The sequence below is a fragment of the Mesorhizobium captivum genome, assembly GCF_033977165.1.
In the GTDB taxonomy this organism is placed as follows: domain Bacteria; phylum Pseudomonadota; class Alphaproteobacteria; order Rhizobiales; family Rhizobiaceae; genus Mesorhizobium; species Mesorhizobium captivum.
This window is the reverse complement of the sequence record NZ_JAVIJB010000004.1, coordinates 1-25,668: the sequence shown is the minus strand read 5'-3', so window position 1 is coordinate 25,668 and position 25,668 is coordinate 1. Positions and strand designations below refer to the sequence as shown.

General features: G+C 64.1%; 28 protein-coding genes. 19 read left to right on the top strand and 9 right to left on the bottom strand.

The annotated features are described in order from the left end of the window. The first annotated feature begins 130 nt into the window (after positions 1–130). On the top strand, positions 131–964 hold the full coding sequence (gene phhA, locus RFM40_RS05320; protein ID WP_320271911.1) for a phenylalanine 4-monooxygenase: 834 nt from the start codon (positions 131–133) through the stop codon (positions 962–964). A gap of 276 nt (positions 965–1,240) precedes the next feature. Here phhA and RFM40_RS05315 read toward each other — a convergent pair whose 3' ends face one another. The 3 genes from RFM40_RS05315 to RFM40_RS05305 form a co-directional block, all read right to left on the bottom strand. Further along, complete coding sequence (locus RFM40_RS05315; RefSeq protein WP_320277263.1) at positions 1,241–2,680, bottom strand: GMC family oxidoreductase; 1,440 nt, start codon at positions 2,678–2,680, stop codon at positions 1,241–1,243. After that, positions 2,677–2,847, bottom strand: coding sequence for a hypothetical protein (locus tag RFM40_RS05310; protein WP_320218211.1), 171 nt, complete (start codon positions 2,845–2,847; stop codon positions 2,677–2,679). The genes RFM40_RS05315 and RFM40_RS05310 overlap by 4 nt, the downstream gene beginning before the upstream one ends. A gap of 168 nt (positions 2,848–3,015) precedes the next feature. Then, on the bottom strand, positions 3,016–3,777 hold the full coding sequence (locus tag RFM40_RS05305; protein WP_320225169.1) for a GGDEF domain-containing protein: 762 nt from the start codon (positions 3,775–3,777) through the stop codon (positions 3,016–3,018). A 150-nt stretch (positions 3,778–3,927) separates the two neighbouring features. Between RFM40_RS05305 and RFM40_RS05300 the strand changes: the two genes are divergently transcribed. After that, positions 3,928–4,635 (top strand): pyrimidine 5'-nucleotidase, encoded by a 708-nt coding sequence (locus RFM40_RS05300; protein WP_320218213.1) that lies wholly within the window; start codon positions 3,928–3,930, stop codon positions 4,633–4,635. Positions 4,636–4,710: 75 nt separating this feature from the next. Here the strand turns inward: RFM40_RS05300 and RFM40_RS05295 are convergent, their stop codons facing one another. From RFM40_RS05295 to RFM40_RS05285, 3 genes are all read right to left on the bottom strand, one after another. Next, positions 4,711–5,193, bottom strand: coding sequence for a hypothetical protein (locus tag RFM40_RS05295; protein WP_320225168.1), 483 nt, complete (start codon positions 5,191–5,193; stop codon positions 4,711–4,713). Then, complete coding sequence (locus RFM40_RS05290; RefSeq protein ID WP_320225167.1) at positions 5,193–5,645, bottom strand: hypothetical protein; 453 nt, start codon at positions 5,643–5,645, stop codon at positions 5,193–5,195. Before RFM40_RS05290 ends, RFM40_RS05295 begins: the two co-directional genes overlap by 1 nt. 155 nt (positions 5,646–5,800) lie before the next feature. Beyond that, positions 5,801–6,217, bottom strand: coding sequence for a hypothetical protein (locus RFM40_RS05285; RefSeq protein ID WP_320225166.1), 417 nt, complete (start codon positions 6,215–6,217; stop codon positions 5,801–5,803). Positions 6,218–6,490: 273 nt separating this feature from the next. On the opposite strand from RFM40_RS05285, the gene RFM40_RS05280 reads away from it, so the two are divergent. After that, a complete protein-coding gene (locus tag RFM40_RS05280) occupies positions 6,491–7,189 on the top strand; it encodes a sensor histidine kinase (protein WP_320277262.1) in 699 nt (232 codons plus the stop codon). Between the two features lie 277 nt (positions 7,190–7,466). Continuing rightward, complete coding sequence (locus RFM40_RS05275; protein WP_292302996.1) at positions 7,467–8,087, top strand: response regulator; 621 nt, start codon at positions 7,467–7,469, stop codon at positions 8,085–8,087. A 15-nt stretch (positions 8,088–8,102) separates the two neighbouring features. Here RFM40_RS05275 and RFM40_RS05270 read toward each other — a convergent pair whose 3' ends face one another. Beyond that, positions 8,103–8,942, bottom strand: coding sequence for an LOG family protein (locus tag RFM40_RS05270; RefSeq protein WP_320218217.1), 840 nt, complete (start codon positions 8,940–8,942; stop codon positions 8,103–8,105). 143 nt (positions 8,943–9,085) lie between these two features. Between RFM40_RS05270 and dapD the strand changes: the two genes are divergently transcribed. The 4 genes from dapD (at position 9,086) to RFM40_RS05250 (ending at position 11,459) form a co-directional block, all read left to right on the top strand. After that, a complete protein-coding gene (dapD, locus tag RFM40_RS05265; RefSeq protein WP_320225164.1) occupies positions 9,086–9,940 on the top strand; it encodes a 2,3,4,5-tetrahydropyridine-2,6-dicarboxylate N-succinyltransferase in 855 nt (284 codons plus the stop codon). A gap of 72 nt (positions 9,941–10,012) precedes the next feature. After that, a complete protein-coding gene (locus RFM40_RS05260) occupies positions 10,013–10,375 on the top strand; it encodes a DUF805 domain-containing protein (RefSeq protein WP_320225163.1) in 363 nt (120 codons plus the stop codon). Continuing rightward, entirely contained in the window at positions 10,353–10,745 is a 393-nt protein-coding gene (locus RFM40_RS05255; RefSeq protein WP_320225162.1) for a DUF805 domain-containing protein, read from the top strand. Before RFM40_RS05260 ends, RFM40_RS05255 begins: the two co-directional genes overlap by 23 nt. A 15-nt stretch (positions 10,746–10,760) precedes the next feature. After that, a complete protein-coding gene (locus RFM40_RS05250; protein WP_320225161.1) occupies positions 10,761–11,459 on the top strand; it encodes a hypothetical protein in 699 nt (232 codons plus the stop codon). 202 nt (positions 11,460–11,661) lie between these two features. Here the strand turns inward: RFM40_RS05250 and RFM40_RS05245 are convergent, their stop codons facing one another. After that, positions 11,662–12,675 carry a 2-dehydropantoate 2-reductase gene (locus RFM40_RS05245; protein WP_320277261.1) on the bottom strand — a complete coding sequence of 338 codons (1,014 nt, stop codon included), beginning with the start codon at positions 12,673–12,675 and terminating at the stop codon, positions 11,662–11,664. Positions 12,676–12,791: 116 nt separating this feature from the next. Between RFM40_RS05245 and dapE the strand changes: the two genes are divergently transcribed. Both dapE and RFM40_RS05235 read left to right on the top strand, forming a co-directional pair. Next, positions 12,792–13,991, top strand: a complete 1,200-nt coding sequence (dapE, locus tag RFM40_RS05240) for a succinyl-diaminopimelate desuccinylase (protein ID WP_320225159.1) — start codon at positions 12,792–12,794, stop codon at positions 13,989–13,991. A 2-nt stretch (positions 13,992–13,993) separates the two neighbouring features. Next, the gene (locus RFM40_RS05235; protein WP_320277318.1) at positions 13,994–14,599 is read left to right on the top strand and encodes a transporter; all 606 of its coding nucleotides are present in this window, start codon (positions 13,994–13,996) and stop codon (positions 14,597–14,599) included. A gap of 56 nt (positions 14,600–14,655) precedes the next feature. On the opposite strand, the gene RFM40_RS05230 is transcribed toward RFM40_RS05235, so the two are convergent. Next, a complete protein-coding gene (locus RFM40_RS05230; protein WP_320225158.1) occupies positions 14,656–15,765 on the bottom strand; it encodes a Gfo/Idh/MocA family protein in 1,110 nt (369 codons plus the stop codon). Positions 15,766–15,922: 157 nt separating this feature from the next. On the opposite strand from RFM40_RS05230, the gene RFM40_RS05225 reads away from it, so the two are divergent. The 9 genes from RFM40_RS05225 to phnN all read left to right on the top strand — a co-directional run bounded on the left by RFM40_RS05225 (position 15,923) and on the right by phnN (position 25,594). Beyond that, positions 15,923–16,768 carry a MurR/RpiR family transcriptional regulator gene (locus RFM40_RS05225; RefSeq protein WP_320218884.1) on the top strand — a complete coding sequence of 282 codons (846 nt, stop codon included), beginning with the start codon at positions 15,923–15,925 and terminating at the stop codon, positions 16,766–16,768. Positions 16,769–16,924: 156 nt separating this feature from the next. After that, entirely contained in the window at positions 16,925–18,859 is a 1,935-nt protein-coding gene (locus RFM40_RS05220; RefSeq protein ID WP_320225157.1) for a bifunctional 5-dehydro-2-deoxygluconokinase/5-dehydro-2-deoxyphosphogluconate aldolase, read from the top strand. Positions 18,860–18,910: 51 nt separating this feature from the next. Beyond that, positions 18,911–20,755 (top strand): 3D-(3,5/4)-trihydroxycyclohexane-1,2-dione acylhydrolase (decyclizing), encoded by a 1,845-nt coding sequence (iolD, locus tag RFM40_RS05215; RefSeq protein WP_320225156.1) that lies wholly within the window; start codon positions 18,911–18,913, stop codon positions 20,753–20,755. A gap of 41 nt (positions 20,756–20,796) precedes the next feature. Beyond that, a complete protein-coding gene (gene iolE / locus RFM40_RS05210) occupies positions 20,797–21,714 on the top strand; it encodes a myo-inosose-2 dehydratase (protein WP_320277260.1) in 918 nt (305 codons plus the stop codon). 64 nt (positions 21,715–21,778) lie between these two features. After that, on the top strand, positions 21,779–21,988 hold the full coding sequence (locus RFM40_RS05205; protein WP_320225154.1) for a DUF3329 domain-containing protein: 210 nt from the start codon (positions 21,779–21,781) through the stop codon (positions 21,986–21,988). A gap of 14 nt (positions 21,989–22,002) precedes the next feature. After that, a complete protein-coding gene (gene iolB / locus RFM40_RS05200; protein WP_320225153.1) occupies positions 22,003–22,815 on the top strand; it encodes a 5-deoxy-glucuronate isomerase in 813 nt (270 codons plus the stop codon). 252 nt (positions 22,816–23,067) lie between these two features. Then, the gene (locus RFM40_RS05195; RefSeq protein ID WP_320277259.1) at positions 23,068–23,775 is read left to right on the top strand and encodes a DUF1045 domain-containing protein; all 708 of its coding nucleotides are present in this window, start codon (positions 23,068–23,070) and stop codon (positions 23,773–23,775) included. Between the two features lie 56 nt (positions 23,776–23,831). Further along, entirely contained in the window at positions 23,832–24,971 is a 1,140-nt protein-coding gene (locus tag RFM40_RS05190; RefSeq protein WP_320277258.1) for an alpha-D-ribose 1-methylphosphonate 5-triphosphate diphosphatase, read from the top strand. Next, on the top strand, positions 24,968–25,594 hold the full coding sequence (gene phnN, locus RFM40_RS05185; RefSeq protein WP_320225150.1) for a phosphonate metabolism protein/1,5-bisphosphokinase (PRPP-forming) PhnN: 627 nt from the start codon (positions 24,968–24,970) through the stop codon (positions 25,592–25,594). Before RFM40_RS05190 ends, phnN begins: the two co-directional genes overlap by 4 nt. The last annotated feature ends 74 nt before the right edge of the window (positions 25,595–25,668 follow it).

The window sequence follows — 25,668 nt, the reverse complement described above, 5'->3', positions numbered from 1 at the left end:
CTCGATCCATGGTTTCGAGCGAAGCTTACCTCAAAACTGGTCATCTGGCTACAAACAAGGCTGATTTGCCTCGCCAGCCGCGGCTATGATGTATCCACGATTCGCGGATCACGATCTTGAGGAGGAAAAAATGACGATCAGCGTTGCCGACTATGCCCGCGAATGCGCCGCGCAGGGCCTTCGCGGCGATTATTCGGTTTGCCGCGCCGATTTCACGGTGGCTCAAGGGTACGACTATTCGGCCGAAGAGCAGGCGGTGTGGCGCACGCTCTGCGACCGCCAGACGAAGCTGACGCAGAGGCTCGCGCATCATTCCTATCTCGACGGTGTCGCAACGCTCGGCCTGCTCGACAAAATTCCGGATTTCGACGCCGTCAGCGAAAAACTGCGCAAGCTGACCGGCTGGGAGATCGTGGCGGTGCCCGGCTTGATCCCCGCCGGCCCCTTCTTCGATCATCTGGCCAACCGGCGCTTCCCGGTCACCAACTGGCTGCGGACGAGGCAGGAGCTCGACTACATCGTCGAGCCGGACATGTTCCACGACTTCTTCGGCCATGTGCCGATCCTGACGCAGCCGGTGTTTGCCGACTTCATGCAGATGTACGGCGAAAAGGCCGAGGACATGATCGCGCTCGGCGGCGACGAGATGATCACCCGGCTCTACTGGTACAGCGCCGAATACGGCCTCATCCAGGAAGCCGGCCAGCCGCTGAAGGCATTCGGCGCCGGGCTGATGTCGTCCTTCACCGAGCTGCAGTTCGCGGTCGAAAGCAAGGACGCGCACCATGTGCCGTTCGACCTCGAGACGGTGATGCGCACCGGTTACGAGATCGACAAGTTCCAGCGCGCCTATTTCGTGCTGCCGTCCTTCGACGCGTTGCGCGATGCATTCGCCGGCGGCGACCTTGCCGGCATCGTCGCGCGGTTCAAGGGCCAGCCGGCGCTCGATCCGGCCACGGTTTAGAGCATGTCTCCCGAAAGCGGGAACCGGTTTCGGGACAAAGACATGCGTAAAATCAAAGGCCTAAAGAGCAGAGCGAATCGCGATGCGCTTTGGACCGTTGGAACAACAGCGCGGCGCCAGAATCCGTTTCGGCGCGCGCGCTTCGAGGTCCGGCTTTCGCCCAGCCGGGCGTCAGGGCGGTTCAGTCACCAACATGCGGCTGAACCGCTCTGGTTTTTCGGGAGCAAGCCGCCGCGGCGTTAGCCGGCATCCGCCGGTTCGGCCTCCGGGAATGCTTCAGACTGTGATCACCTTGCTCAGATGATCGCCCAGCCGGCAGGCGAGCGCGGTGATGGTGGTCGTCGGGTTGCACTGCCCGGACGTGCAGAACACCGAGGAGCCGCCGACATAGAGGTTGTCCATGCCGTGCACCTTGCAGTTGGCATCGACGACACTCTTCAAGACATCGGTGCCCATGCGGGTGCCGCCCATATGGTGGTGGCCCGCCGTTTCCTGGTTCGTCGGGTAGTCGCTGCCAATGCTGATCCAGTCGGCGATGCGCACGCGGCCGAGATTGTTCTGCGCCATGGCGGTGCCGAAGAGCCGCAAGCCCTCCAGCAAGGTGCGGCGCTCGAGCGGCGACTTCTTCCAGTGGAGCTCGATGCGCGGCACGCCGGCGTGGTCGACATCGGTCTTCGACAGCTCGATCTGGTTCGAGGCGAGCGGCGCCTGTTCCCAGGCGACGTAGAGCTGGGCGGCGCAACGCAGGCGCTGGCTGAGCTGGTCCGACATCCATTCCGCCATATTGGGCGCGGTGCAGGCGAGGTCGGCGATCAGCCGTTTGACATTCGGGTAGGGCATCTCGATCAGCCTGATGCCGAAATTCAGGATCTGCAGCCGCTCCATCGCGGCGAGCGTCGGCGAGAAGAAGGCTTCGTTCGAGGCGTCGACCTCGAACTGGCCGTAGCTGGCGAGGATGGCATTGCCGCCCTCGAAGGTCGGGTGCTCCATCCAATAGCGGCCGAGCGCTGCGGCGTTCGGCACGACACCGCCATTCGAGCGCCGATTCGACCAAAGCAGCAGCTTGGAGTTCTCCAACCCGCCGGTGCAGGTGATGAAGTAATCCGCCGTGAAGGTGCCGGCGTCCTGGCCATTCGACCACAATTTGGCGCCGGTCACGCGCTTGCCGTCGCCGGCGAGCTCCGTTGCGTAGGTGTTGAGCACGACGGCGACGTTCTTGCTCCGGTCGAGCTCGTCGGCGAATTTCTCGGCAAAGCGCACGGCGCCGCTCTTGATCAGCTGCACCCAGCGGATGTCGTCCGAGATTGGGACATCGGGCCGGAAGTCGGGAAGCTCGAGAATATCGCGGACTTCGGGCAGATAAGGGTCGATATCGGCGCGGCTGATCGGCCAGCCGGTGTCCGGCGCCCATACCTTGGGCTCGAAATCCTGGCTGTCGAGCACGCGGCACCAGCCGGCCCAGTGGTTCGAAGAGCCACCCATGAAGCGCAGCCTGGTGATGTCGAGATCGAAATAGAAATCGCCGACCGTGGCGCCGCGATAGAAATCCTGCGACTCGTCGCTGAATTCGCGCGAGCCTGCCTCCAGAACGACCACCGGAATGCCGGCGGCGCCCAGTTTCCTGGCGATCGTGGTGCCGGCCGGGCCGGAGCCGAGGATGCAGACCCTGGGCTTGAAGCTTGCCTGCCTATAGGCCTCGTAGCTGTCGAAGATCATGCGAGATCGCTCCGCTTCAGGATCCACCCGTTGACCTCGATGATCTCATCGGGGGTGGTCTCGTCGGGGCCGGGGACGGCCGGCTGGCTGCGGAACAGCGACAGCGCGGGCAGCGCGATCAGCGCCTGCACGATCGTGCGGCGTGACATCTTGATGAAATGGGTCATGACACGTCTTTCGATGGGCTCGATACACGCATGCCGTTCCCGGACGGCACACATGCCGCCGGAGAGGCCAATTCCGTGCCAAGTCTAGATGAAGACGCCGTTACAACCGCGCAATCGCCGCGGTTGAATTTGGAAAGGGTTAGGAATTTGCTAACGCCCACCCGAGCCTCAGGCGGCTTCCGAAATGTCGCGGTCGAGAATGGAAAGGTTGCGGCCGCGGTGCTTTGCCTCGTAGAGCCTGCGGTCGGCAGCGCGCATCAGTTCCGACACGGTGGCGCTCTCGCCGCAGGTGATGCCGCCGATCGAGACGGTCAGCGGCACGGTCCGCTCATCGACGGGGCGGAAGCGGATCAGTTCGACCTCGCGGCGGATGCGCTCGGCCACATGCCTCGCCTCCGGCCCGGTGGCGCCGACAAGGAAGGCGGCGAATTCCTCGCCGCCGATGCGGCCGAGCACGTCGCCGCTGCGTACGCCCCGCTCGATGGCGCTCGCGATCAGAAGCAGCGCATCGTCGCCGGTCAGGTGACCGTAGTTGTCGTTGATGGTCTTGAAGTGATCGGCGTCGATGATCAGCAGCGCGCCGCGATCGGCCTTGCGACGGGAGCCGTCGAGCGCGGCGAAGAAGGTCTCGCGGTTGAGCATGCCGGTCATGTCGTCGCGGCTAGCCTTCTCCGACAGGCGTCTGTGGGCGGCGGCGAGCTGCGCATGCGCGCGGGCAAGCTCGCGATGCGCGTTCTTCAGGCGGTCGCTTTGCCAGAAGGTGCCCGCGCTGGCGATCCAGGCGAGCATCAAGGGGCAAACCGTGGCCGTCAGCCAGACGGCGCGACTGACCGGAAAGCCCATGGCCGGGACCACAACCAGCGTCAACAAAAGCGAGACGGCGACCGAAGCGAAGGCGACGACTGCGGACTTCAAAATTATGCGACTCATCGCTCACTCCCGACGGAATGCCTCTGTGCCAGCAAGCGCTGAAGGCGACCTTTCCGGGACGGTTAAAATTTGAAGCGAGAGGCTATTTTCACCATGCGCGACGCGCAGAAGTTGTGGATAAAGGCCGCGTCCGCATGCCATAAGGAAGCCATGACGACGACACCCGACCCCTCGCGATTTGCCCATGTCACGGATTGGGTGTTCGACCTCGATAACACGCTCTATCCACATCATTCGAATCTGTTCGCGCAGATCGACGTGAAGATGACCGCCTATGTCAGCGAGCTGCTGACCCTGTCGCGGGAAGAGGCGCGCAAGCTGCAGAAAGAGCTCTACCAGCAATATGGCACGACGCTGAACGGGCTGATGGCGCGCCACGGCATCGACCCCGACGATTTCCTCGAGAAGGTGCACGACATCGACTATTCCTGGCTGGTGCCGGATCCGGTGCTGGGCGCGGCGATCCGGCAGTTGCCGGGCCGCAAGTTCATCTTCACCAATGGCGACCGCAGGCATGCCGAGCGCGCCGCGCGCCAGCTCGGCGTGTTGGAACATTTCGACGACATCTTCGACATCGTCGCGGCAGGGCTTAACCCCAAGCCGGCGCGCCAGACCTATGAAAGGTTCGCCGAGCTGCATTCCGTCACCGGCCATAATGCGGTGATGTTCGAGGATCTGGCGCGCAACCTCTCGGTGCCGAAATCGCTCGGCATGACGACTGTGCTGGTTGTGCCGCGCAATTTCGAGCCGACCTTTTCGGAGATCTGGGAGCGTGATCCGGCGAATGAGGACGACGTGGATTTCGTCACCGACGATCTCGCCGGCTTCCTGACGGCAATCGTCGAAGTCCCGGCCTGAACCCAACTCCAGATTGTCGGCCGCTCCGTCATGAAGAGCGGCTGTCCTTCGGCCGCATTCGTCGATGGACGTGAACTAGTCGAAGTCCGGGATCGTGCCGGGCGGCAGCCCCAGTTGGCCGTTCAAATTTTTCAGGAACCGGCACCATTCAGGCGTATCCTGGCGCTTTCCGTTGCCGTTGCCGTCGGACGAAAACCCATTGCCGAAGCCGCCGCCGCAATTGGCGTTGCCGTTGAAGCTGCCGGCATTTCCGTTGCCGTTGAAATTGCCGGTGTTGCCATTGCCGTTGAAGCTGCCGCGGTTGCCATTGCCGTTGAAATTGCCCGAATTCCAATTGCCGTTTGACACGTCGGCGTTGTCCAGGCCGACGCCGAGACCGGCAATCGCGACTTCGGCGCGGCCGATGGGAAGATCGGCTATCCTGACCACCGTCGAGGCGTCGGCAACCATGATCGCGGCAATCAGCGTGCAAACCGCGATGCCGCTTCCGTCAAACAGCCTCGCCGGTGCCGGCTTCGCGCCGCGCCGGACGGAGGCGGATGGTCTGGGCCCGGCCATCAGCGGTTTCCCCGGCCGTTGAAATTGCCGTTGAACGCGCCGGCGTTGCCGTTGCCGTTGAAAGAGCCGCCATTGTAGTTGCCGTTGAAGGCGCCGACATTGGTGTTGCCGTCATATTCGCCGGTGTTGCCGTTGCCGTTGAAGGCCCCGATATTGTGGTTCCCGCTCGTCGCGGACGTGTTGTCGTTGCCGTTGAATGCCCCGACATTGCCGCTCCCGCTGTTGAAGGCGCCGATATTGCCGCTGCCGGTGTTCTTGTAGCCGACATTGCCGCCCAGGCTGCTGAGTGGGTCCATGCCCCTGACGTTCGAACCGATATGCTGGCCGTATTGGCCGGCGGTTTGCTGGACGCGTGACATGCTGAAGGCCTGGCGGCCCGTCGTGGTGTCGGCCTTCGCCGCGGTTGCGCTCAACAGCCCCAGGCAAAGCGCCGGGATGACACACCGTTTCATCTGCGAACTCCTTCCATGGCTTGCTTGGAAAACGGACTCTCTGCTTGGAAAGGACTGGGACCGCCGGCGACATGTCGCGATAGCCTTGCGCGGGGGGACGGCGCGTGGCTCGGCGATCCCAGAAGCGTCAGCGTCTTTCGACGCTAGTGGCGACGCTAGTGGTTGGCGTTGCCGTTGCCGTTGCCGTTGCCAATGCCCGCGTTGGCGTTGCCGTTGGCATTGCCGTTGCCGAAGCCCCAGTTGCCGTTGCCGTTCACGTTGCCGTTGCCGAGGCCGAAGTTGCCATTGCCGTTGCCGTTGCCATTGGCGACGCCGGCATTGAGGTTGCCGTTGTAGTTGCCGTTGAAGGCGCCCATGTTGGCATTGCCGTTGCCATTGCCGTTGCCGAAACCGAAATTGCCGTTGCCGTTGAAGTTGCCGTTGAAGGCGCCGGTATTGGCGTTGCCGTTTCCGTTGCCGTTGCCGACCCCGACATTGCCATTGCCGTTGCCATTGCCGCTGCCGATCGAAACGGCGGATGCCGTACCAGTCAGAGCCGACAGGACAGCCGCGGCCAGAATGATCTTCCTCATGACGTTCTCCTTGGTTTGCGTTGAACATCCCGGCCAGCACAAGATGACCGGAACCACGCAACAAGGATGCCTGCAGAAAAGATGCCGAGACATTCGGGCTGATCGGCATGGCCTGTCGGTTTTTCAGCTGATGTGCTCGTCAGGAAAAGTTGAAGGCATCGGGAAAAAACTGACAGGCATAAAGGCTTATGACGGGTGTATACTGTGAGGAGGAACAGACTTTCATGCCTTTTCTCGCCGATCCGTGAACAGCTTGCGCTCCTCGGGAACGGCATGGAGAAGAGAACGCTGATGCGGGCGGCTATCCAGCCAGGCGAGGACGAAACTGCGAAGGCCCAGCGCCGGAGATTGACGCGGCGGTTGATAGCCGTGCAGGAAGAACAGCGCCTGCGCCTGTCACGCGAGCTGCACGACGATCTCGGCCAGATGCTGGCAAGCGTGGCGCTGGAGCTGCACTCTATCCGCGCGGACTCCGCCGAACTCGATGCCCGCCTCGCGCGTGCGGCTCAGCTTGTCGACCAACTGAGCACCAGGGTGCACGATGCCGCCTGGAGCCTGCGCCCCGCGGATATCGATCGCCTGGGCCTCCGCGCCTCGGTCGAGGATCTGACCAGCATGCTGTGCGCTCAGCTCTGCATACCCTGCGACGTCGATCTCGAAGCCCTGTCGAGGCCGCTCGAGCCCGAAGTCGCGCTGACGCTCTATCGCATCGTACAGGAGGCCCTCACCAACATCGGCAAGCATGCTCAGCCGAGCCGGGTCAGCGTGACGGCCCACATTTGGGACAACAGGCTGCGGCTGACCGTCGAGGACAATGGCCATGGGTTCGATGCCAATATCGCGCCTGGCTCTCGCCACCTGGGACTTGCGGGGATGAAGGAGCGCCTCGCCTTGATCGGAGGCGAGCTCACGGTCGAAACCGCCAAGGCCAAGGGGACCGCCATCTACGCCGATGTGCCTTTGCCCGGTTGAGCGCTGGGGGAACAATTGGGCGCGCGGCAGCGCTGCGAGCGCCTACGTGAAGCGTTCCACATCCGAAATCGTCGGCCGTGGCTTACAATCCTGGATCATGGGTCAGGCGGGGGATGGCTTACCCGTTGCGGCCGTTTTGCGGCTTTGCTGAAACAGACGGGCGTCCCGCGCCAGGCGGGGCAGTTGCCTAGACCATCAAGCACGAGGGGACCCGCTTTGAGTGACGGGCCCTTTGACAGACTGATGGAGGTTAAAGGTGTGCTGCAGGCGCATTTTCGTGGTCGATGACCATCCGATCATCCTGTCCGGCGTCGGCGCGATGATCAACAGCCAGGACGATCTGACGATCGTCGGACTGGCGGCGAATGCCGATGAGGCCTTCGAGGGTATCGGCAAGGCCCTTCCGGACGTCGCCGTGGTCGATATCTCGCTCCCAGGCGTCAACGGGGTCACGCTCATCGAACGGCTCGTCGAACGCTTTCCCGAACTCGGTTGCATCGCGCTGACCGCGCATGAGGACCCCGGCTGCCTGCGCCAGGTGCTGGCTGCCGGAGCACGCGGTTTCGTGGTCAAACGCTCGACCGCGACGGACCTGCTGCAGGCCATCCGCTGCGTGCTGGCCGGCGACAATTATGTCGACCCGGCGCTTGCGGCGCGAATCTTAAGCCCACGCCACGGCGCTCAGGGCGATGCCGGCAATCTCAGCGAGCGCGAGCGGTCGGTGATCCAGCTGGTAGCGCTTGGCTACAGCAACAAGGAGATATCCTCGCGCCTCAACCTCAGCATAAAGACTATCGAGACCTACCGGACCAGGGCAACGGACAAGCTTGAGCTCCACTCCCGCGCGGCGATCGTGCGCTTCGCGCATTCGAATGGCTGGCTGGCCGAGTTGCAGTAACGGCCGCCGGCTTGCTCAAAGATTATAGAAGCGGCGGACGATGTCCCAGGCTTCGTCGGCGGTGTCGACGAAATCGATGATGTCCTGGTCGCCGGGCGAGATCGTGCCTTGCTCGGCGAGGAAGTCGAGGTCGATCGCCCTTTGCCAGAATGCCTTGCCGAACAGGATCACCGGCACGCGCTCCATGCGCCCGGTCTGGATCAAGGTCAGCGTCTCGAAGAACTCGTCCATCGTGCCGAAGCCGCCCGGAAACACGGCCACCGCCTTGGCGCGCATGACGAAATGCATCTTGCGGATCGCGAAATAGTGAAAATTGAAGCAGAGCTCAGGCGTCACATAGGCGTTCGGCGCCTGCTCGTGCGGCAGCACGATATTGAGGCCGATCGACGGCGCGCCGACATCGTCGGCGCCGCGGTTTCCAGCCTCCATGACACCGGGTCCGCCGCCGGTGACGACGACGAATTCGCGGTAGTAGGATGTGGCCGACTGCTGCGAGCACAACCGGGCGAACTTGCGCGCCTCTTCGTAGTATTTGCTGTTCAGCTCGAGGTTCTTCTTCTGCGTCTCGTTCTTCGCTGCCCAGGCCTCGCCGCCCGGCTCCGGCAGCCTTGCGCCGCCGAACAGGATGACGGTCGAGCGGATGCCGCGCTCGGCGAGGATCATCTCGGGCTTCAGCAGCTCGAGCTGCAGGCGCACCGGGCGCAGTTCGCGCCGCGTCATGAAGTCGGGATCGTTCCAGGCCAGGCGATAGGTTTCGGCCCGCGTCTGCGGCGTGTCCGGCACGCTTTTCGAGCGCTCCAGATCCTCGTCCGAATGCGGCAGCGGCGTCCATCCCGCCTTTTCCATGGGTGTCATTGAGTCCACCGTCCTAATTCCTTTACTTGCGCCGTCCCGTGACGCAGCCGCGATTGACCCTCATCAAGGCTTCACATAGGGTCCGCGCGATTTCAAAACAGGTTAAGGCGCAGCCCTTAACAGCTTTGTAATGGAGCAAATTCATGTCCACGCCTGATCTGGCGAGCCTCGAAAAGACCATCGAAAAGGCCTTCGAGGAGCGCGATACGATTTCGACCGCGACGCGCGGCGAAACGCGCGACGCCATCCAGTCGGCGCTCGACCTGCTCGACCGCGGCGTGGCCCGCGTCGCCGAGCGGCAGGACGACGGCAAATGGCATGTCAACCAGTGGCTGAAGAAGGCGGTGCTGCTCTCCTTCAGGCTGAACCCGATGGAGATCATCAAGGGTGGTCCGGGCCAGGCGGTGTGGTGGGACAAGGTGCCGTCGAAGTTCGACGGCTGGAGCGCCATCGATTTCGAGAAGGCCGGCTTCCGCGCCGTGCCGTCCTCGGTCGTGCGCCGCTCGGCCTATGTGGCGCCCGGCGCCGTGCTGATGCCGTCCTTCGTCAATGTCGGCGCCTATGTCGATACAGGCACAATGGTCGACACCTGGGCCTCGGTCGGCTCCTGCGCCCAGATCGGCAAGAACGTGCATCTCTCCGGCGGCGTCGGCATCGGCGGCGTGCTGGAGCCGATGCAGGCCGGCCCGACCATCATCGAGGACAATTGCTTCATCGGCGCGCGCTCCGAAGTGGTCGAAGGCTGCATCGTGCGCGAAGGCTCGGTGCTCGGCATGGGCGTGTTCATCGGACAGTCGACCAAGATCGTCGACCGCGCCACCGGCGAGGTCTTTTACGGCGAAGTGCCGCCGAATTCGGTTGTTGTTGCCGGCTCGCTGCCGGGCAAGCCGCTGCCCAATGGCGAGCCGGGGCCCAGCCTCTACTGCGCCGTCATCGTCAAGCGCGTCGACGCCAAGACCCGCTCCAAGACATCGATCAACGAATTGCTGCGCGATTGATCTTTTCCGGAAACCGACGCACCTTCCGCCGGCGCGACATTCCGTCGCGCTGGTTCAACACGGAGGGGCGTCATGGACTGGAAGTACCTGCTGACGAGTTTCGACGGCCGCATCAACCGCGCCAAGTTCTGGGCCGGCATCGGTATATTCATCGTCATCGCCATTGTTGCCTTCATTCTCGATTCGATCCTCGGCACGCGTTTCACCACCGACAGCGGCGATCAGATCGGCGTCATCGGCATCCTCGTCATGCTGGCATCGATCTATTTCGCGATTGCTCTCTATGCCAAACGCTGGCACGACCGTAACAAGTCGGGCTGGTGGACACTGATCGGCCTTATACCCCTCATCGGCGGCGTCTGGCTGCTCATCGAACTGGGCATCCTCGAAGGCACCAGGGGCGCCAATCAATATGGACCGGACCCGCTTGCCTGAAAAAGCAGACTTTATCTGGCTGTTCTTCAAGACCTCCGGCCGCGTCAGCCGCGCGGCCTATTTTCTCGGCGGATTGCTGGTGGCCCTCGTCCAGGCTTTCCCGCTCTACCGCTTCACGCTGGTGCCGGAAGGCTCGGCTGAGAGCAACATGTGGTCGTTCGTCTTCTTCCTCACCTTCCTCGCCTCGCTGTGGTCGAACATCGTGCTGGCGGTGAAGCGGCTGCATGATTTCGACAAGCCGGGTATCGCGGCGCTGGTGCTGTTCGTGCCCGTCGTGTCGATCGTCGCTTTCCTGGTGCTTTGCCTGTTTCCGGGGCAAGCCGGGTCCAATCGCTACGGCAGCCGCACGAATGCGCCGGCCGACCGCTGAGCGCCTCGGGTCGCCATGCGCTACCGCACGCTTGATCCCAAGCTGATCATCGAAACCGCCGAGAGGCTGGAAGAGCGCGTCGCCGAGCGCTTTCCGGACGCAGGCCTGCGTGGCGTCGCCGGAGAACTGGTGTCGCTGTCGCGCGACCTGGCAAAAGCCGCCAAGGCCCTGGAGGCGCCGATCTGGTGGCTGCGCGGCGTGATCATCGCCGCTGTCGTCGCCGGCGCGCTGGTCTTCCTGTTCGTCGGCACCGTCCTGCCGCTCGACCGCATCGCCGGGCCCGACGATGCCGTGCAGTCGGTGCAGGGTATCGAAGCCTCGGTCAACATGATCATTCTCGCCGTGCTCGGCTTCCTGGCGCTGGGCCGCAGCGAAGAGCGCATCAAGCGCAGGAAGGTGTTCCGCGAGCTGCATGGCCTTCGGTCGTTGATCCATGTCATCGACATGCACCAGCTCACCAAGGATCCAGCAACACTGTCAGCCAACTTCAAGCCGACCGCGCATTCGCCGGCGCGCATCACCAACGCCGCCGACCTCGCGCGCTATCTCGACTATTGCTCGGAAATGCTGTCGATCACCGGCAAGATCGCGGCGCTGTTTGCCCAATCGGTCAATGACGACGTGGTCGTCGACGGCGTCAACGACATCGAGAACCTGGCCTCCAACCTGTCGCGCAAGATCTGGCAGAAGATCACGCTGATCGAGGGCCGCTAAAGCATGTCTCCCGAAAGTGGGCCCGGTTTCGGGACGAAGACATGCTTAAAATCAAAAACCTAAAGCAGGTTGCCTGAATCCTTTTTCACGCGACCTGCTTTAGGGCGGTTCACCGTTTCACGGAAACGGCGAACCATTCCTTCTCTTTGTTTTTACGCAATTCCGGACGGAAAACCGTTACACACTTTCCTGGAATTGCTCTCTAGACCTTCTCCGGCGTCAATCCAGGCGGGCCGCGCTTTTCCGATTCCGCCTGACGCACCAGCGCCGCGACGCGCTCGATCGTCGGCGCCGGCGTGCCCGTCTGCTTCGCCAGGCTGAGCACCGCGCCCTGCAAGTCGTCGATCTCGGTCGGGCGGCGGCGCTCGAGATCGTCCCACATGGAGGAGCGAGCCTCCGGATCTATCGCCAGCATGCGCCGGGCCAGCAGTCCGAACAGCCAGTCGGGAAGCCTCAGCAATTTCGGCAGCAGCGACGGCGGCAGGCCGGTGATCCGCGCCGGTTCCATGCCGGCGGCCTTCATGGCGGCGAGCGCCTCGTCGATCTGGCCGGCCAGGATCCGGCGCCAGCGCCGGTCGGCCAGCTCGCGCGCCAACGGCAGACCGGAGAGCGCCACAAGCGCGTTGTTGAGGTTCATCAAGAGCTTGCTCCACTGCACCGCCTTCATGTCGGAACGGGCTTCGACCCCAAGCCCTTCGACACCGAGCAGTCCAGCGAGGCCGTCCACCCCCTCCTCGACCATAATTTTGCCCTCGCTCGCGCGATGAACCCGGAACGGCGCCTCGCCATCCGGCGACTGCACGACATTGAACGGCACCATGCCGGCGAGCACGCGCTGCGCAGGAAGCTTGGCGCGCAACTTGTCCGCGTTGCCGACGCCGTTCTGCAGGCTGACCACGATGGTGTCGGGGCGGGCATGGGCCGCAAGAAGCGCAGCCATCTCCTCGGTCGCGCCGCTCTTTACCGTGACGAGAACGATATCCGCGTTGCGCAGCGCCATCGCGGGATCGTCGGTGACCGCAAGCGCCTCCGGATCGATGCGGCGGTCGCGGCCGTCGAGATCGCTGACCCGAAGCCCGTCCCTGCGCATGGCCTCGACGATGCGGCCGCGTCCCAGGAAATTCACCTTGCGCCCGGCGAGCGCCAGGCAGCCGCCGACATAGCAGCCGATGCTGCCGGCGCCGGCGACGGCGATGGTTTTTTCTTGCCTGGCCATGCAATCGTCCCGACTTGGCTCGCAACTATACGACATGACAACCATATTGTCGGCGACGTGATCGCCCACTATGTCCGACCGTGACAGGTCCGTTGCTTTCGACTATCGCTTTGCCCATGAAATTGCCGACCGACCCCGCCCAGAACCTCGCCGCCCTGATCCGCTGTCCCTCCGTGACGCCCGCCGAGGGCGGCGCGCTGCGGACGCTGGAAGTCATGCTGAAGCCGCTCGGCTTCTCGGTCGAGCGGCCGGTATTCGCCGAAAGCGGCACGCCGGATATCGAAAACCTCTATGCGCGCCGCTCGGGCAACGGCCCGCATCTGATGTTTGCCGGCCATACCGACGTCGTGCCGGTCGGCGACGAGGCGGCCTGGACTCATCCGCCCTTTGCCGCCGACGTCGCCAATGGCGAGATGTACGGGCGCGGCGCCGTCGACATGAAGGGCGGCATTGCCTGCTTCATCGCCGCCGTGGCGCGCCATATCGACAAGAACGGCGGCCCGAAAGGCTCGGTCTCGCTGCTGATCACTGGCGACGAGGAGGGGCCGGCCATCAACGGCACGACCAAGCTGCTGGACTGGGCGGCCGCCAAGGGCGAGAAATGGGATGCCTCGATCGTCGGCGAGCCGACCAATCCGGATACGCTCGGCGACATGATCAAGATCGGCCGGCGCGGCTCGCTCTCCGGCAGCGTCATCGTCAACGGCCGCCAGGGCCACGCCGCCTATCCGCAGCTTGCCGACAACCCGGTGAGAGGGCTGATGAGCCTGGTCGATGCGCTGCTCCATCCGGTGTTCGACAAGGGAACCAAGGATTTCCAGCCGACCAATCTGGAAGTGACGTCGATCGATGTCGGCAATGCGGCGACCAACGTCATCCCGGCCAAGGCCACCGCCACCTTCAACATCCGCTTCAACGACACTTGGGATGCCGAGACCATCCAGGCCGAGATCCACAACCGGCTCGACCAGGCGGCGGGCCGCAAGAAATACCGGCCGGGCAAGAAGACGCCGGTCGATTACGAGCTCGTCTGGCGTGACCGGCCGAGCCATGTCTTCCTCACCCGCGACGACAAGCTGATCGACACGCTGAGCGCATCGGTTGCGGCGGTGGTCGGCAAGACGCCGGCGCTCTCCACCTCCGGCGGCACGTCGGATGCGCGTTTCATCAAGGATTACTGCCCGGTGGTCGAGTTCGGGCTGGTCGGCAAGACCATGCACATGGTCGACGAGCGCGTGGCGCTTGCCGATCTCGAGACGCTGACCCAAATCTACGAACGTTTCATCGAAGACTGGTTCGGACAAGGCCTCGCGTGACCATGCTTTCGGCGGACGAAACCTATGCTTCGCTGGCCGGCGCCTGGCGGCTGATGTTCGGCAAGGCCGACGGTCTGCGCATGCTCGACCTGTCGGCGGACGGTTTCTGGAACTCCTTCTTCGCCATCGTCGTGGCGGCGCCGGCACTGATCGTCGGCTGGGTCGGCATCGCCAACGAGCTCGGCGATCCGAACGCCTTCGCCGGCCGCCTAGGCATGCTGCTCAAGCTGGCGACGGTCGATATCGGTTCCTGGGTGCTGCCGCTGGTGGCGCTTGCGCTGGTCGCGCCGCGCGTCGGCATCGGCGGCCGCTTCGTCCACTATGTCGTCGCCTCCAACTGGGCCTCCGCGATCATCGCCTGGCTGATGCTGCCGTCGGCGCTGCTGAGGTTGTTCGTGCCTTCGCCCGACGAGATCAGCGGACTGGTCTCGCTGCTTCTGTTTGCGCTGTCGATGGTGCTGACCTGGCGCATGACCAATGCGACGATCGGTAAGGGCGCCGCGGTCGGCACCGCGGTGTTTGCCGGCATGTTCGTGGCCTCGCTGCTTGTCCTGTTCGGGCTGCAGGCGCTGCTCGGCATCGACATACCGGACGGCGCGAGAGGCTGATCCCTTCCGAGCCGAAGGCGGTCTTTCAATTTCATCGTCAGGCGCCGGCCGCTGGACTATCGCACATCCATCCAGCGCTGTTCCTGGAACGAGCGCGCCATCGCATGCACCGTGCGTTCGATCTCCAGCCCCTCGTCGAAATCGATGATCCGCGCCGGCTTGCCGGCGATCCGCGTCAACAGTTCGCGGCATTCGATCATCTTGAGGTCGTTGAAGCCGAGGCCATGGCCGGGCGCCGGCAGGAAGGAATCGTAGGGCTTATGGTGCGGCGCCACCAGGATGGTGCGGTAGCCCTGCTCGGTCGGCCGGTCGGCGGTGAGATAGAGCTGGAACTCGTTCATCCGCTCCTGGTCGTAGAGGATCGAGCCCTTCGAGCCGAAAATCTGGATGGCGATGCGGCCCTTGCGGCCCCAGGCCGAACGGTTGACCAAGAGCGTGCCGGCGACGCCGTTTTCGAGATGCATCAGCACGCTGGCGATGTCGTAGGTCTCGACCGCGCGGCGGCCGCCGGAAGCGACCTTGCGGTCGGCATAGGGCTTGGCCATGTCGCACATCACGCGGGCGACGCGGCCGAACAGCACCTTGATCAGCGACAGCGGATGCACGGCGAAATCGTCGAGCGCGCCATAGCCGGAGGCAGCCTCGTGCTTCCAGAAGAACAGCGCGTCGGGGTCGGCCATGAAATCCTCGTCCATCTCGATGCGGACGAGATTGACGTCGCCGATGATCTTTTCCTCAAGCAGCGCGCCGATGTGGCGGATGGCGGGGTTCTGGATGTAGTTGTAGCCGAGCGCAGCCACCTTGCCGGATGTCTTCGCCGCCTTCGCCATGGCTTCGGCCTCGGCGAAGCTCGGCGCCATCGGCTTCTCGCACCACAGATGCTTGCCGGCTTCCAAAATCGCGATCGCCATTTCGGGATGGAACTGGTTGGGCGTGGTCAGCGAGACGACGTCGACTTCCGGGTCGTTGACCACGGCGCGCCAGTCGCCTGACCCCTTGGCGAAGCCGAACTCGGCCGCCTTGCGCCTGGCCAGCTCGTCGTTGACCTCGCCCAGATGCACCAGTCTCGGCTTGTCGACATCGGGAAAGACGGTGCCGACCGCGTTCCAGGCTATGGCGTGGCACTTGCCCATGAAGCCCGTGCCGATGAGGCCCACTCCGACCATGTCGATGTCTCCGATAGGGGAAAAAGTTCGTATGGATGAGTTAATCCATTTTTATCAAGAATGGAACGTCCAAATCATTTTTTATGGTGTTCTTGCGCGAACTCGTTATGATGAGGCAGGAGAGGGAACTTTCGATATGGCCGTGGGCGGAGCGACGATGGACGAACGGGTGCCGCGCGATTTCGAGACGTTGCGCGCAACGATCCTGGAGCGGCGCGCGAGCCTGCCAAAGCGGATCGCGCAGATAGCCGCCTATGCGCTCGACAATCCCGACGATATCGCGTTCGGCACGGCGGCGAGCATCGCCGCCTCGGCCGGCGTCCAGCCCTCGACGCTGATCCGCTTCGCCCAGCAGCTCGGTTTCGACGGCTTCACCAGCCTGCAGCTTGTGTTTCGCGAGCGCCTGCGCGAACGCAATTCCTCCTACGACGAAAGGCTTGCGGCGCTGCGCGCCAAGGCTGAGGAAGGCGCCGGGCACCGGGCGATCTTCGACGGTTTTGTCGCCGCTGCCAGCACCTCGCTCAGCGATATTTCGCGCGCGTTGAACGATGCGCATTTCGAAGAGGCGGTCGCGCTTCTGGCGAAGGCCGAGACCATCTATGTGCTTGCCAAGCGCCGGTCCTATCCGGTCGCCTCCTACATCGCCTACGCGCTGGGCAAACTCAAGATCCGCAATCAATTGGTGGAATCGGCCGCGGGCTTGAATGCCGAGATGATCGGCTTCGCCACGCCGCGCGACGCCGTCATCGCCATCAGCTTCTCGCCATATGCGCCCGCGACCATCGAGGAGACGCGTTCGATCGCGGAGCAGGGCGTGCCGATCGTCGCCATCACCGACAGCTCGTTTTCGCCGCTCGCCCAGTTCGCCAAGGTCTGGTTCGAAGTGGCGGAGGCCGATTTCGGCGGCTTCCGCTCGATCTCGGCGACGATGGCGCTCGCCATGGCGCTGACCGTCGCCGTCGGCGAGAAGCGCCGCGACGCCGGCCGCAAGCGCAAGGCCTGAACGGCGCCGCTGTTCGCGTTTTTCCGTCTGGGAATGCTCATTCCATATTGACTACAGATTGGAATTATTATTTCATATTGACGGCACCACGCCACCGTTCGCGCGCGCTGCCCAAAACGACGCTGCTCTGCACAACAAGGCCGATGGGAGGTTCGAATGGGCGAAGCCGTGGAAGCGAAATATCCGCCGCTCGACGTCATCACGATCGGCCGTGCCTCGGTCGATCTCTATGGACAGCAGATCGGCTCGCGGCTGGAGGACATCACCTCCTTCGCCAAGTCGGTCGGCGGCTGCCCGGCCAACATCGCCGTCGGCACGGCACGGCTTGGGCTCAGCTCGGCGCTGCTCACCCGCGTCGGCGACGAGCAGATGGGCGGCTTCATCCGCGAGCAGCTCAGGCGCGAAGGTGTCTCGGTCGACGGCTTGAAGACAGATGAGGAGCGGCTGACGGCGCTTGTGCTGCTTTCCGTCGAGGACGAAGGTGTCTCGCCGATGATCTTCTACCGCTCCGACTGCGCCGACATGGCGCTGGCTGAAGAGGACATCGACGAAGCCTTCATCGCTTCGGCCCGCTCGGTCGTCGTCACCGGCACGCATTTCTCGCGGCCCAACTCGGATGCCGCCCAGCGTAAGGCGATCCGCCTCATGAAGGCCAAGGGTGGCAAGGTGGTCTTCGACATCGACTACCGCCCGAACCTTTGGGGGCTTGCCGGCCATGCCGAAGGTTTCGAGCGCTACGTCAAATCCGACCGCGTCTCGGCGCAGCTGAAGACGGTTCTGCCCGATTGCGATCTCATCGTCGGCACCGAGGAGGAGATCATGATCGCCTCCGGCGCCGACGATCAGCTAAGCGCGTTGAAGACGATCCGCTCTTTGTCGTCCGCCACCATCGTTCTGAAGCGCGGCGCCAAGGGCTGCATCGTCTATGACGGCCCGATCAGCGACGATCTCGAGGACGGCGTCGTCGGCAAGGGTTTTCCGATCGAGGTCTACAATGTGCTCGGTGCCGGTGATGCTTTCATGTCGGGCTTCCTGCGCGGCTGGCTCGGCGGCGAAAGCTTTGCCACGGCGGCGACCTGGGCCAATGCCTGCGGCGCGTTCGCCGTGTCGCGCCTGCTCTGCGCGCCGGAATATCCGACCTTCGAGGAACTGCAGTTTTTCCTGAAGCATGGCAGCAAGCATCTGGCGCTGCGCAAGGACGAGGCGATCAACCATATCCATTGGGCAACCACGCGCCGGCGCGACATCCCCTCGCTGATGGCGCTCGCCTGTGATCATCGCGTCCAACTCGAGGACGTTGCCGCCAGGGTCGGTGCCGACGTTGCGCGCATCCCCGACTTCAAGGTGCTCACCGTCAAGGCGGCGGCCAGGGTCGCCGCCGGCCGCGACGGCTACGGCATGCTGATCGACGAGAAATATGGCCGCGACGCGATGTTCGAATTCGCCCGCCATCCCTTTGCCTGGCTCGGCCGCCCGGTCGAGCTGCCCGGATCGCGGCCGCTGCGCTTCGAATTCTCGCAGGACATCGGCTCGCAGCTGATCGACTGGCCGGTCGACCACTGCATCAAGTGCCTGTGCTTTTATCACCCGGACGACCCGGAAGCGCTGAAAACAGAGCAGCAGCAGAAGCTGCGGGCTTTGTTCGAGGCGGCACGGAAAGTCGGTAGGGAGCTTCTCGTCGAGATCATCGCCGGCAAGCACGGCAAGCTCGACGACACCACCATTCCGCGCGCGCTGGAGGAGCTTTACGCGCTGGGTATCAAGCCCGATTGGTGGAAGCTCGAGCCGCAGGCTTCGGCGAACGCCTGGGCGAAGATCGAGCAGGTGATCGTCAGGAACGATCCATGGTGCCGCGGCGTCGTGCTGCTCGGCCTGGAAGCACCGCAGGACGAGCTGGTCGCAGCATTTGCCGCAACGAGCAATGCGCCCATCGTCAAGGGATTCGCCGTCGGTCGTACCATCTTCATCAACGCCGCCGAACAATGGCTGGCCGGCAGGATGTCGGATGACGAGGCTATCGCCGATATGGCCTCGCGCTTCGAGCAGCTGACCGAGGCATGGCTTGCCGCGCGCGGCCGTAAAGCAGCATAAGAAGACGGGCAGCATAACAAGGCGGCATAGGGAAAGCCGGAGGAAACGATAATGACCAAGACCGTTCGCCTGACCATGGCGCAGGCGCTGACCCGCTTTCTGTCCCGCCAGATGACCGAGATCGACGGCAAAAAAAAGCCGATCTTCGGCGGCGTCTGGGCGATCTTCGGCCACGGCAATGTCGCCGGCGTCGGCGAGGCGCTCTACCAGGTGCGGGACGAGCTGCCGACCTTCCGCGCCCACAACGAACAGGCAATGGCGCATGCCGCGATCGCCTATGCCAAGGCGAATTTCCGCCGCCGCTTCATGGCCGCGACCACCTCGATCGGCCCGGGCGCGCTGAACATGGTGACGGCGGCGGCCCTTGCCCATGTCAACCGCTTGCCGGTGCTGTTGCTGCCCGGCGATGTCTTCGCCAACCGCCTGCCCGATCCGGTGCTGCAGCAGGCGGAGGACTTCTCCGACGGCACGGCGAGCGTCAACGACTGCTTCCGCGCCGTGTCGCGCTATTTCGACCGCATCACCCGGCCCGAGCAGATCATCCCGGCGCTGAACCGCGCCATGCAGGTGCTGACCGATCCGGCCGAATGCGGCCCGGTCACGCTCTCGCTCTGCCAGGACGTGCAGGCCGAGGCCTATGACTATCCCGAGACCCTGTTTGCCGAACGTGTCTGGACGCCGCGCCGGCTGCGCCCGGATCGCAACGAGCTGGCGGCCGCCGTCGCGGCGCTGAAGGGCGCCAGGAAGCCGCTGGTGATCGCCGGCGGCGGCGTCCTTTATTCGCAGGCTTCCGGAGAACTGGCCAAGCTGGCGCAGGGCGCCGGCATTCCGGTCTGCGAAACCCAAGGCGGCAAATCCTCGCTGCCGGACGACCATCCTCTCAACATGGCGGCGGTCGGGGTCACCGGCACGTCGGCCGCCAATCGCCTGGCGGAAGAGGCTGACGTCGTGCTTGCCGTCGGCACCAGGCTGCAGGATTTCACCACCGGCTCCTGGGCGCTGTTCAAGAATGCCGGCCGCACCATCATCGGGCTCAATACGCAAGGTTTCGACGCCGGCAAGCACTGGGCGCTGCCGCTGGTCGCCGACGCCTCTGAAGGCCTGGCGGAACTTTCCGCCGCGCTGAAGGGCTGGAAGGCACCTAGCGCCTGGACCGACAATGCGCTGAAGGGCAAGAAGGATTGGCAGGCCGCGGCCGCCAAGGCGACGGCATCGACCAATGCCGCCTATCCGTCGGACGCCCAGGTGATCGGTGCCGTGCAGCGCGTCATGGGCTCGGGCGTCACCTTGCTGCATGCCGCAGGCGGCCTGCCGGGCGAATTGCATAAGCTCTGGCAGGCGGGCGCGCCGGGCTCCTACCATGCCGAATACGGCTTCTCGACCATGGGCTACGAGATCGCCGGCGGTCTCGGCGTCAAGATGGCGAAGCCCGACCAGGAGGTCGTCGTCATGGTCGGCGATGGCTCCTATCTGATGCTCAATTCCGAGATCGCCACCTCGGTGATGCTGGGCTTGAAACTGACCATCGTGCTGCTCGACAACCGCGGCTATGGCTGCATCAACCGGCTGCAGATGGCGACCGGCGGCGCCAACTTCAACAATCTGCTCAAGGACGCGCGCCACGAGGTGATGCCCGACGTCGACTTCGCCGCCCATGCCGCAAGCTTAGGTGCCGTCGCCGAAAAGGTGGCGTCGATCGCCGAATTGGAGACGGCGCTTGCCAAGGCGAAGGAGAACAGCAAGACCACCGTGCTCGTCATCGACACCGATCCGCTTGTGTCGACCGAGGCCGGCGGCCATTGGTGGGACGTCGCCGTGCCGGCGGTCTCGTCGCGGCCGCAGGTGAATGCCGCGCGCAAGAAATATGAGGAAGCCGTAAGCAGCCGTCGGGGCTGAGCTTGCGTCCGCCTTGCAACGATTGAAGCTGGAGTGACGACTTGAAAGCCAAACTGGGCATGTCCCCCATCGCGTGGTGGAACGACGATCTGGTGGAGTTGAGCGATGACGTGTCGCTGGAGGAATGTCTGCGCCAGTCGCGCTCCGCCGGCTTCACCGGCATGGAGATGGGCCGCCGCTTCCCCAACGATCCGAAGGTGATGCTGCCGATCCTGAAGGAGGCCGACGTCACGCTTTGCGGCGGCTGGTTCTCCGGCACGCTGGTCAACGAGGATCTGGCCAGGAACAAGGATCGCATCCAACCGATGATCGATCTGTTCAAGGCGGTCAATGCGCCCTGCATCGTCTATGGCGAGGTCGGCCGCTCCATCCAGGGCGACCGTTCCAAGCCTTTAGCCACCAAGCCGAAGCTTTCCGATGACGAGATGAAGGCCTATGGCCGGCGCCTCACCGAATTCGGCGAGTGGTGCGCCTACCAGGGCATGCCGCTCTCCTACCACCATCACATGGCGGCTGTGGTCGAGACCGAACCGGAGCTAGACGCCTTCATGCGCAATTCCGGCGAAGGCATCCCGCTGCTGCTCGATGCCGGCCATCTCGCCTTTGCCGGCGGCGACGTGCTGCGCGCCATCGACAACCACCACAAGCGCATCAACCACGTCCATGTGAAGGACGTGCGCATGGGCGTGATCGAGGGCCTCGACCGCTCAAAACAGTCCTTCCTCGATGCAGTGGCGCTCGGCGCCTTCACCGTGCCGGGCGACGGCTCGCTCGATTTCGGCGCCATCGTCCAGCGTTTCGCCGATTATGGTTACGAAGGCTGGTTCGTGGTCGAGGCCGAGCAAGACCCGAAGAAGAATCCGCCGCTGAAGATGGCGCAAGTCGGCCACAAGGAGCTGATGCGGGTGATGACGGCAGCCGGCTACACGGTGGAGACGCAAGGCTTCCCGAATGCCTGAACGGCGGATTCGTTTCGACGCGCGGCTTATTTGATGCGTGTCGAACAAATCCTGGATTGGCGCGATGAAAGACTATGAGCACCCCTTCTTCCGGCCGCTGTGGCGGCGCATCGCCGTGGTCGCCGTCTGCCTTGTCTGGTCGGTGATCGAGTTCGCCTCCGGCACCCCCTTCTGGGGCATCATCGCGCTCGGCTTCGCCGGCTACGCGGTGTGGCAGTTCTTCTATCTCTACAAGCCGGCCGAGGACAAACCTCCGGCCGAGCCGAAGGAATGACCCAGGAGACAAAAATGTCGAAACTGCTTGTCAAGGCCGACAAGGGCCACGGCCGCGTCGCTCACGTCACGCCGCAAAGCGCCGGCTGGACTTACGTGGGTTTCGATCTTCACCGTCTGCGGCCGGGCGAGACGGCGTCCGGCAAAACGGGCGATCGCGAGGTCTGCCTGGTCTTCGTCACCGGCAAGGGCAACGCCTCAGCCGCGGACAAGGATCTCGGCCTGCTCGGCGAGCGCATGTCGCCCTTCGAGGGCAAGCCCTGGTCGGTCTATGTGCCGCAAGACTCCGACTGGTCGGTGACCGCCGACACCGACCTTGAGCTCGCCGTCTGCTCGGCGCCGGGCCTCGGCGGCGGCCTGCCGGCCCGTGTCATCGCACCCGACGATCTCGGCCAGGAAGTGCGCGGCAAGGGCACCAACACCCGCTACGTCACCAACATCCTGCCGGAGGGCAAGCCGGCCGACTCGCTTCTGGTGGTCGAGGTCATCACGCCCGGCGGTCACACATCGAGCTATCCGCCGCACAAGCACGACCAGGACAATCTCCCGGTGGAATCCTATCTCGAGGAGACCTATTACCATCGCCTCAACCCGCCGCAGGGCTTTGCCTTCCAACGCGTCTATACCGACGCCGACAAGAATGGTGACCGCGACCTCGACGAGGCGATGGCGATCGAGGATGGCGATGTCGTGCTGGTGCCGAAGGGCTACCACCCATGCGCGGCCTGCCACGGCTACGATCTCTATTATCTCAACGTCATGGCCGGCCCGAAGCGGACGTGGAAATTCCACAACGCGGCCGAGCACGAGTGGCTGATGAAGGCCTAAGATTTTCTATCGCGCTCAAGTTGTTGGTCCAGTTCGGGAAAATCGTCGGCTAAGGACCGTCAGGGCCTGGTTGCCTTCGAAAACCCATGAAAGCTTCGTCAATCCGTCATGGAAATCACCTATGGCAGCGGACGGATGCATGTCGCCCAAAAGTGCGAAGCGGTTTTGGGATAACGACATGCACAGATAAAGACTTGGAGCGCGCCGCACCATTGCCCCCTCTGGGGCGACGCGCTTCGATGAGGTTTTCTCATGCGCTACGCCATCTATTTCACCCCACGGCAGGACGAGCCGCTGGCGCGCATCGCCGCCAATTGGCTCGGCCGCGACCCTTTCGGCGCGGCGGCGCGGCCGGTCGAGGCTGTGGCTGAGCTGTCGGCGGCGGAAGTTGCGTTCCATACCGCCTCGGCGCGGCGCTATGGGTTCCATGCGACGCTGAAGGCACCGTTCGGGCTGGCGCCGAACGAGACGGAAGCCTCGCTGCGCGAAGCGCTCGACAATTTCGCCGAAGTCACATCGCCGGTCGTCATTCCTCGCCTCGTCGTCGGCCAGATCGACGGCTTTTTCGCGCTGGTGCCGGAGGCGCCGTTGGCTGAGCTCAACGGCTTTGCCGGCGAGGTCGTGCGCGCCTTCGACCGCTTCCGCGCGCCACTGACCGAGGCCGAGATCGAGCGGCGCAGCCCAGACTCGCTGAAGCCGCAGGAATTCCGCAATCTATGCCAGTGGGGCTATCCTTACGTCTTCGAGACATTCCGCTTCCACATGACGTTGTCGGGCCGCGTCGGGCCACAGGAAAGCCCGCGTCTTCGCGCAGCAATCGACAGCCTGTTCGCGGATGTGCTGCAGCGTCCGGTGCCGGTGGATGCGCTGACTCTGTTCGTCGAAACCGAACCGGGCGCGCCGTTCATGGTGCTCTCCCACCATGCGCTTGGACGCCGCCCGGCCAGAAAAACCGCCTGATTTGACCACTCGCTACGACCGCCCGATATGGATCGCTTGAGATAGGACTGCCTGAAATGACCGCCGAGACCGTTTTGAACAATGCCCGCATCGTGCTGCCCGACGAGATCGTCGAGGGCTCGCTGCTGCTGCGCGATGGCCTTATTGCCGCGATAGAGCCGGGCGCCACCCGTGCCGGCGAGGACATGGGCGGCGATTACGTCATCCCGGGTCTCGTCGAACTGCACACCGACCATCTCGAAGGCCACTACGCGCCGCGCCCGAAAGTGCGCTGGAACCCGATCGCCGCCGTGCTTGCCCATGACGCGCAGGTAGCGACTGCCGGCATTACCACGGTGCTCGATGCCTTGCGCGTCGGCATGGACGAGGATGCCGACCTGAAGTCCGACGACGTTCGCAAGCTCGCCGACGCCATCGAGGACAGCGTCAGGCAGGATCGGCTCAGGGCCGACCATTTCATCCATCTGCGCTGCGAGGTCTCGGCGCCGGATTGCCTCGAGGCCTTCGCCAATTTCGAGACCGACGACCGGGTGAAGCTCGCCTCGCTGATGGACCATGCGCCGGGCCAGCGCCAGTTCGTCAACCTCGAGACCTATGCCTATTACTACCAGCGCAAGCTGAAGCTGACCGACCGCGACTTTCAGAAATTCTGCGAGAAGCGGATGGCGGAATCGGCCAGGAATTCCGGTCCGAACCGCATCTTCATCTCCGCCGCCTGCCAGGAGCGCGGCATCGTGCTCGCCAGCCATGACGACGCGACGGCCGGCCATGTCGACGAGGCGATTGCGCAGGGCGTGCGCGTCGCCGAATTTCCGACCACCGAAGAGGCGGCAAGGGCCTCGAAGGCGGCAGGCCTCGGCGTGCTAATGGGCGCACCGAACTTGATGCGCGGCGCCTCGCATTCCGGCAATGTCTCGGCCAGGGCGCTCGCCGGCGACGGCCTGCTCGACATCCTGTCGTCCGACTATATCCCCTTCAGCCTGATCCAGTCTGCCTTCTTCCTCGGCGACGTCGTCGAAGGCATATCGCTGCCGCAAGCGGTCGCCATGGTTTCGAAGAACCCGGCCGAAGCGGTCGGCCTCACCGATCGCGGCATCATCGAGCCAGGCCGCCGCGCCGATCTGGTGCGCGTGCGAGTCGACGATCATGTGCCGGTCGTGCGCACCGTGTGGCGCCAGGGCAGGCGTGTCGCATGATGGTTTCGGCGTTGATCGAACGCGAACTGACTGAGACCCTTCCCATCCGCAACGGCGTCTTCGTCGCGGTGGTCGGTCCGAGTGGCGCCGGCAAGGACACGGTGATCGGCTACGCCAAAGCGCGCTTTGCCGGGGAGACACGGCTCGAATTCGTGCGCCGCGTCATAACCCGGCCGAGCGATTCCGCCAGCGAGGATCACGACACGCTGGCCGACGCCGCCTTCGCCGAGGCGGAAGCAGACGGCGCCTTCGCCATCTGCTGGGACGCACATGGCCTGCGCTACGGCCTGCCGGCCGATGTCGACTGGGCGGTCGCCAACGGCCATGTCGCGGTGGCCAACGTCTCACGCGCCGTCATCCCGGCGTTGCGCGAGCGCTACGCCAATCTGGCGGTGGTCGAGATCACCGCGACGCCGGAAATCCTCGCCGAGCGGCTGGCGGCGCGCGGCCGTGAGTCGCGCGGCGAGGTATTGGCGCGCCTGGCGCGCAGCACGAGCGTGACGCTTTCCGGGCCGGACGTCACCTCCATCGACAACAGCGGCGCCAGGGAGATCGCCGGCGAGCGCTTCGCCGAGGTGCTGCGCAAGGCTATGGCGTTTTCGGATCTGTCCGACCAGATCTAGCGCCTTTCCTTCTCCCACAAGGGTGTTTGGACCGGGGACATCGCGAACAGGTGTGCGAGGACATCGCGAACAGT

Bases quoted from the DNA above. Each gene is read 5' to 3' on its own strand.
- RFM40_RS05235 (WP_320277318.1), top strand. From the start codon at position 13,994: ATGCTTTCGGCGGACGAAACCTATGCTTCGCTGGCCGGCGCCTGGCGG.
- RFM40_RS05310 (WP_320218211.1), bottom strand. From the start codon at position 2,847: ATGACCCATTTCATCAAGATGTCACGCCGCACGATCGTGCAGGCGCTG.
- RFM40_RS05255 (WP_320225162.1), top strand. From the start codon at position 10,353: ATGGACCGGACCCGCTTGCCTGAAAAAGCAGACTTTATCTGGCTGTTC.
- RFM40_RS05315 (WP_320277263.1), bottom strand. From the start codon at position 2,680: ATGATCTTCGACAGCTACGAGGCCTATAGGCAGGCAAGCTTCAAGCCC.
- RFM40_RS05295 (WP_320225168.1), bottom strand. From the start codon at position 5,193: ATGGCCGGGCCCAGACCATCCGCCTCCGTCCGGCGCGGCGCGAAGCCG.
- RFM40_RS05260 (WP_320225163.1), top strand. From the start codon at position 10,013: ATGGACTGGAAGTACCTGCTGACGAGTTTCGACGGCCGCATCAACCGC.
- RFM40_RS05250 (WP_320225161.1), top strand. From the start codon at position 10,761: ATGCGCTACCGCACGCTTGATCCCAAGCTGATCATCGAAACCGCCGAG.
- iolD (WP_320225156.1), top strand. From the start codon at position 18,911: ATGACCAAGACCGTTCGCCTGACCATGGCGCAGGCGCTGACCCGCTTT.
- RFM40_RS05305 (WP_320225169.1), bottom strand. From the start codon at position 3,777: ATGAGTCGCATAATTTTGAAGTCCGCAGTCGTCGCCTTCGCTTCGGTC.
- dapD (WP_320225164.1), top strand. From the start codon at position 9,086: ATGTCCACGCCTGATCTGGCGAGCCTCGAAAAGACCATCGAAAAGGCC.
- RFM40_RS05300 (WP_320218213.1), top strand. From the start codon at position 3,928: ATGACGACGACACCCGACCCCTCGCGATTTGCCCATGTCACGGATTGG.
- phnN (WP_320225150.1), top strand. From the start codon at position 24,968: ATGATGGTTTCGGCGTTGATCGAACGCGAACTGACTGAGACCCTTCCC.
- RFM40_RS05270 (WP_320218217.1), bottom strand. From the start codon at position 8,942: ATGACACCCATGGAAAAGGCGGGATGGACGCCGCTGCCGCATTCGGAC.
- RFM40_RS05220 (WP_320225157.1), top strand. From the start codon at position 16,925: ATGGGCGAAGCCGTGGAAGCGAAATATCCGCCGCTCGACGTCATCACG.
- RFM40_RS05280 (WP_320277262.1), top strand. From the start codon at position 6,491: ATGGAGAAGAGAACGCTGATGCGGGCGGCTATCCAGCCAGGCGAGGAC.
- iolB (WP_320225153.1), top strand. From the start codon at position 22,003: ATGTCGAAACTGCTTGTCAAGGCCGACAAGGGCCACGGCCGCGTCGCT.
- RFM40_RS05245 (WP_320277261.1), bottom strand. From the start codon at position 12,675: ATGGCCAGGCAAGAAAAAACCATCGCCGTCGCCGGCGCCGGCAGCATC.
- RFM40_RS05285 (WP_320225166.1), bottom strand. From the start codon at position 6,217: ATGAGGAAGATCATTCTGGCCGCGGCTGTCCTGTCGGCTCTGACTGGT.
- RFM40_RS05195 (WP_320277259.1), top strand. From the start codon at position 23,068: ATGCGCTACGCCATCTATTTCACCCCACGGCAGGACGAGCCGCTGGCG.
- dapE (WP_320225159.1), top strand. From the start codon at position 12,792: ATGAAATTGCCGACCGACCCCGCCCAGAACCTCGCCGCCCTGATCCGC.
- RFM40_RS05230 (WP_320225158.1), bottom strand. From the start codon at position 15,765: ATGGTCGGAGTGGGCCTCATCGGCACGGGCTTCATGGGCAAGTGCCAC.
- RFM40_RS05290 (WP_320225167.1), bottom strand. From the start codon at position 5,645: ATGAAACGGTGTGTCATCCCGGCGCTTTGCCTGGGGCTGTTGAGCGCA.
- RFM40_RS05225 (WP_320218884.1), top strand. From the start codon at position 15,923: ATGGACGAACGGGTGCCGCGCGATTTCGAGACGTTGCGCGCAACGATC.
- RFM40_RS05205 (WP_320225154.1), top strand. From the start codon at position 21,779: ATGAAAGACTATGAGCACCCCTTCTTCCGGCCGCTGTGGCGGCGCATC.
- phhA (WP_320271911.1), top strand. From the start codon at position 131: ATGACGATCAGCGTTGCCGACTATGCCCGCGAATGCGCCGCGCAGGGC.
- RFM40_RS05190 (WP_320277258.1), top strand. From the start codon at position 23,832: ATGACCGCCGAGACCGTTTTGAACAATGCCCGCATCGTGCTGCCCGAC.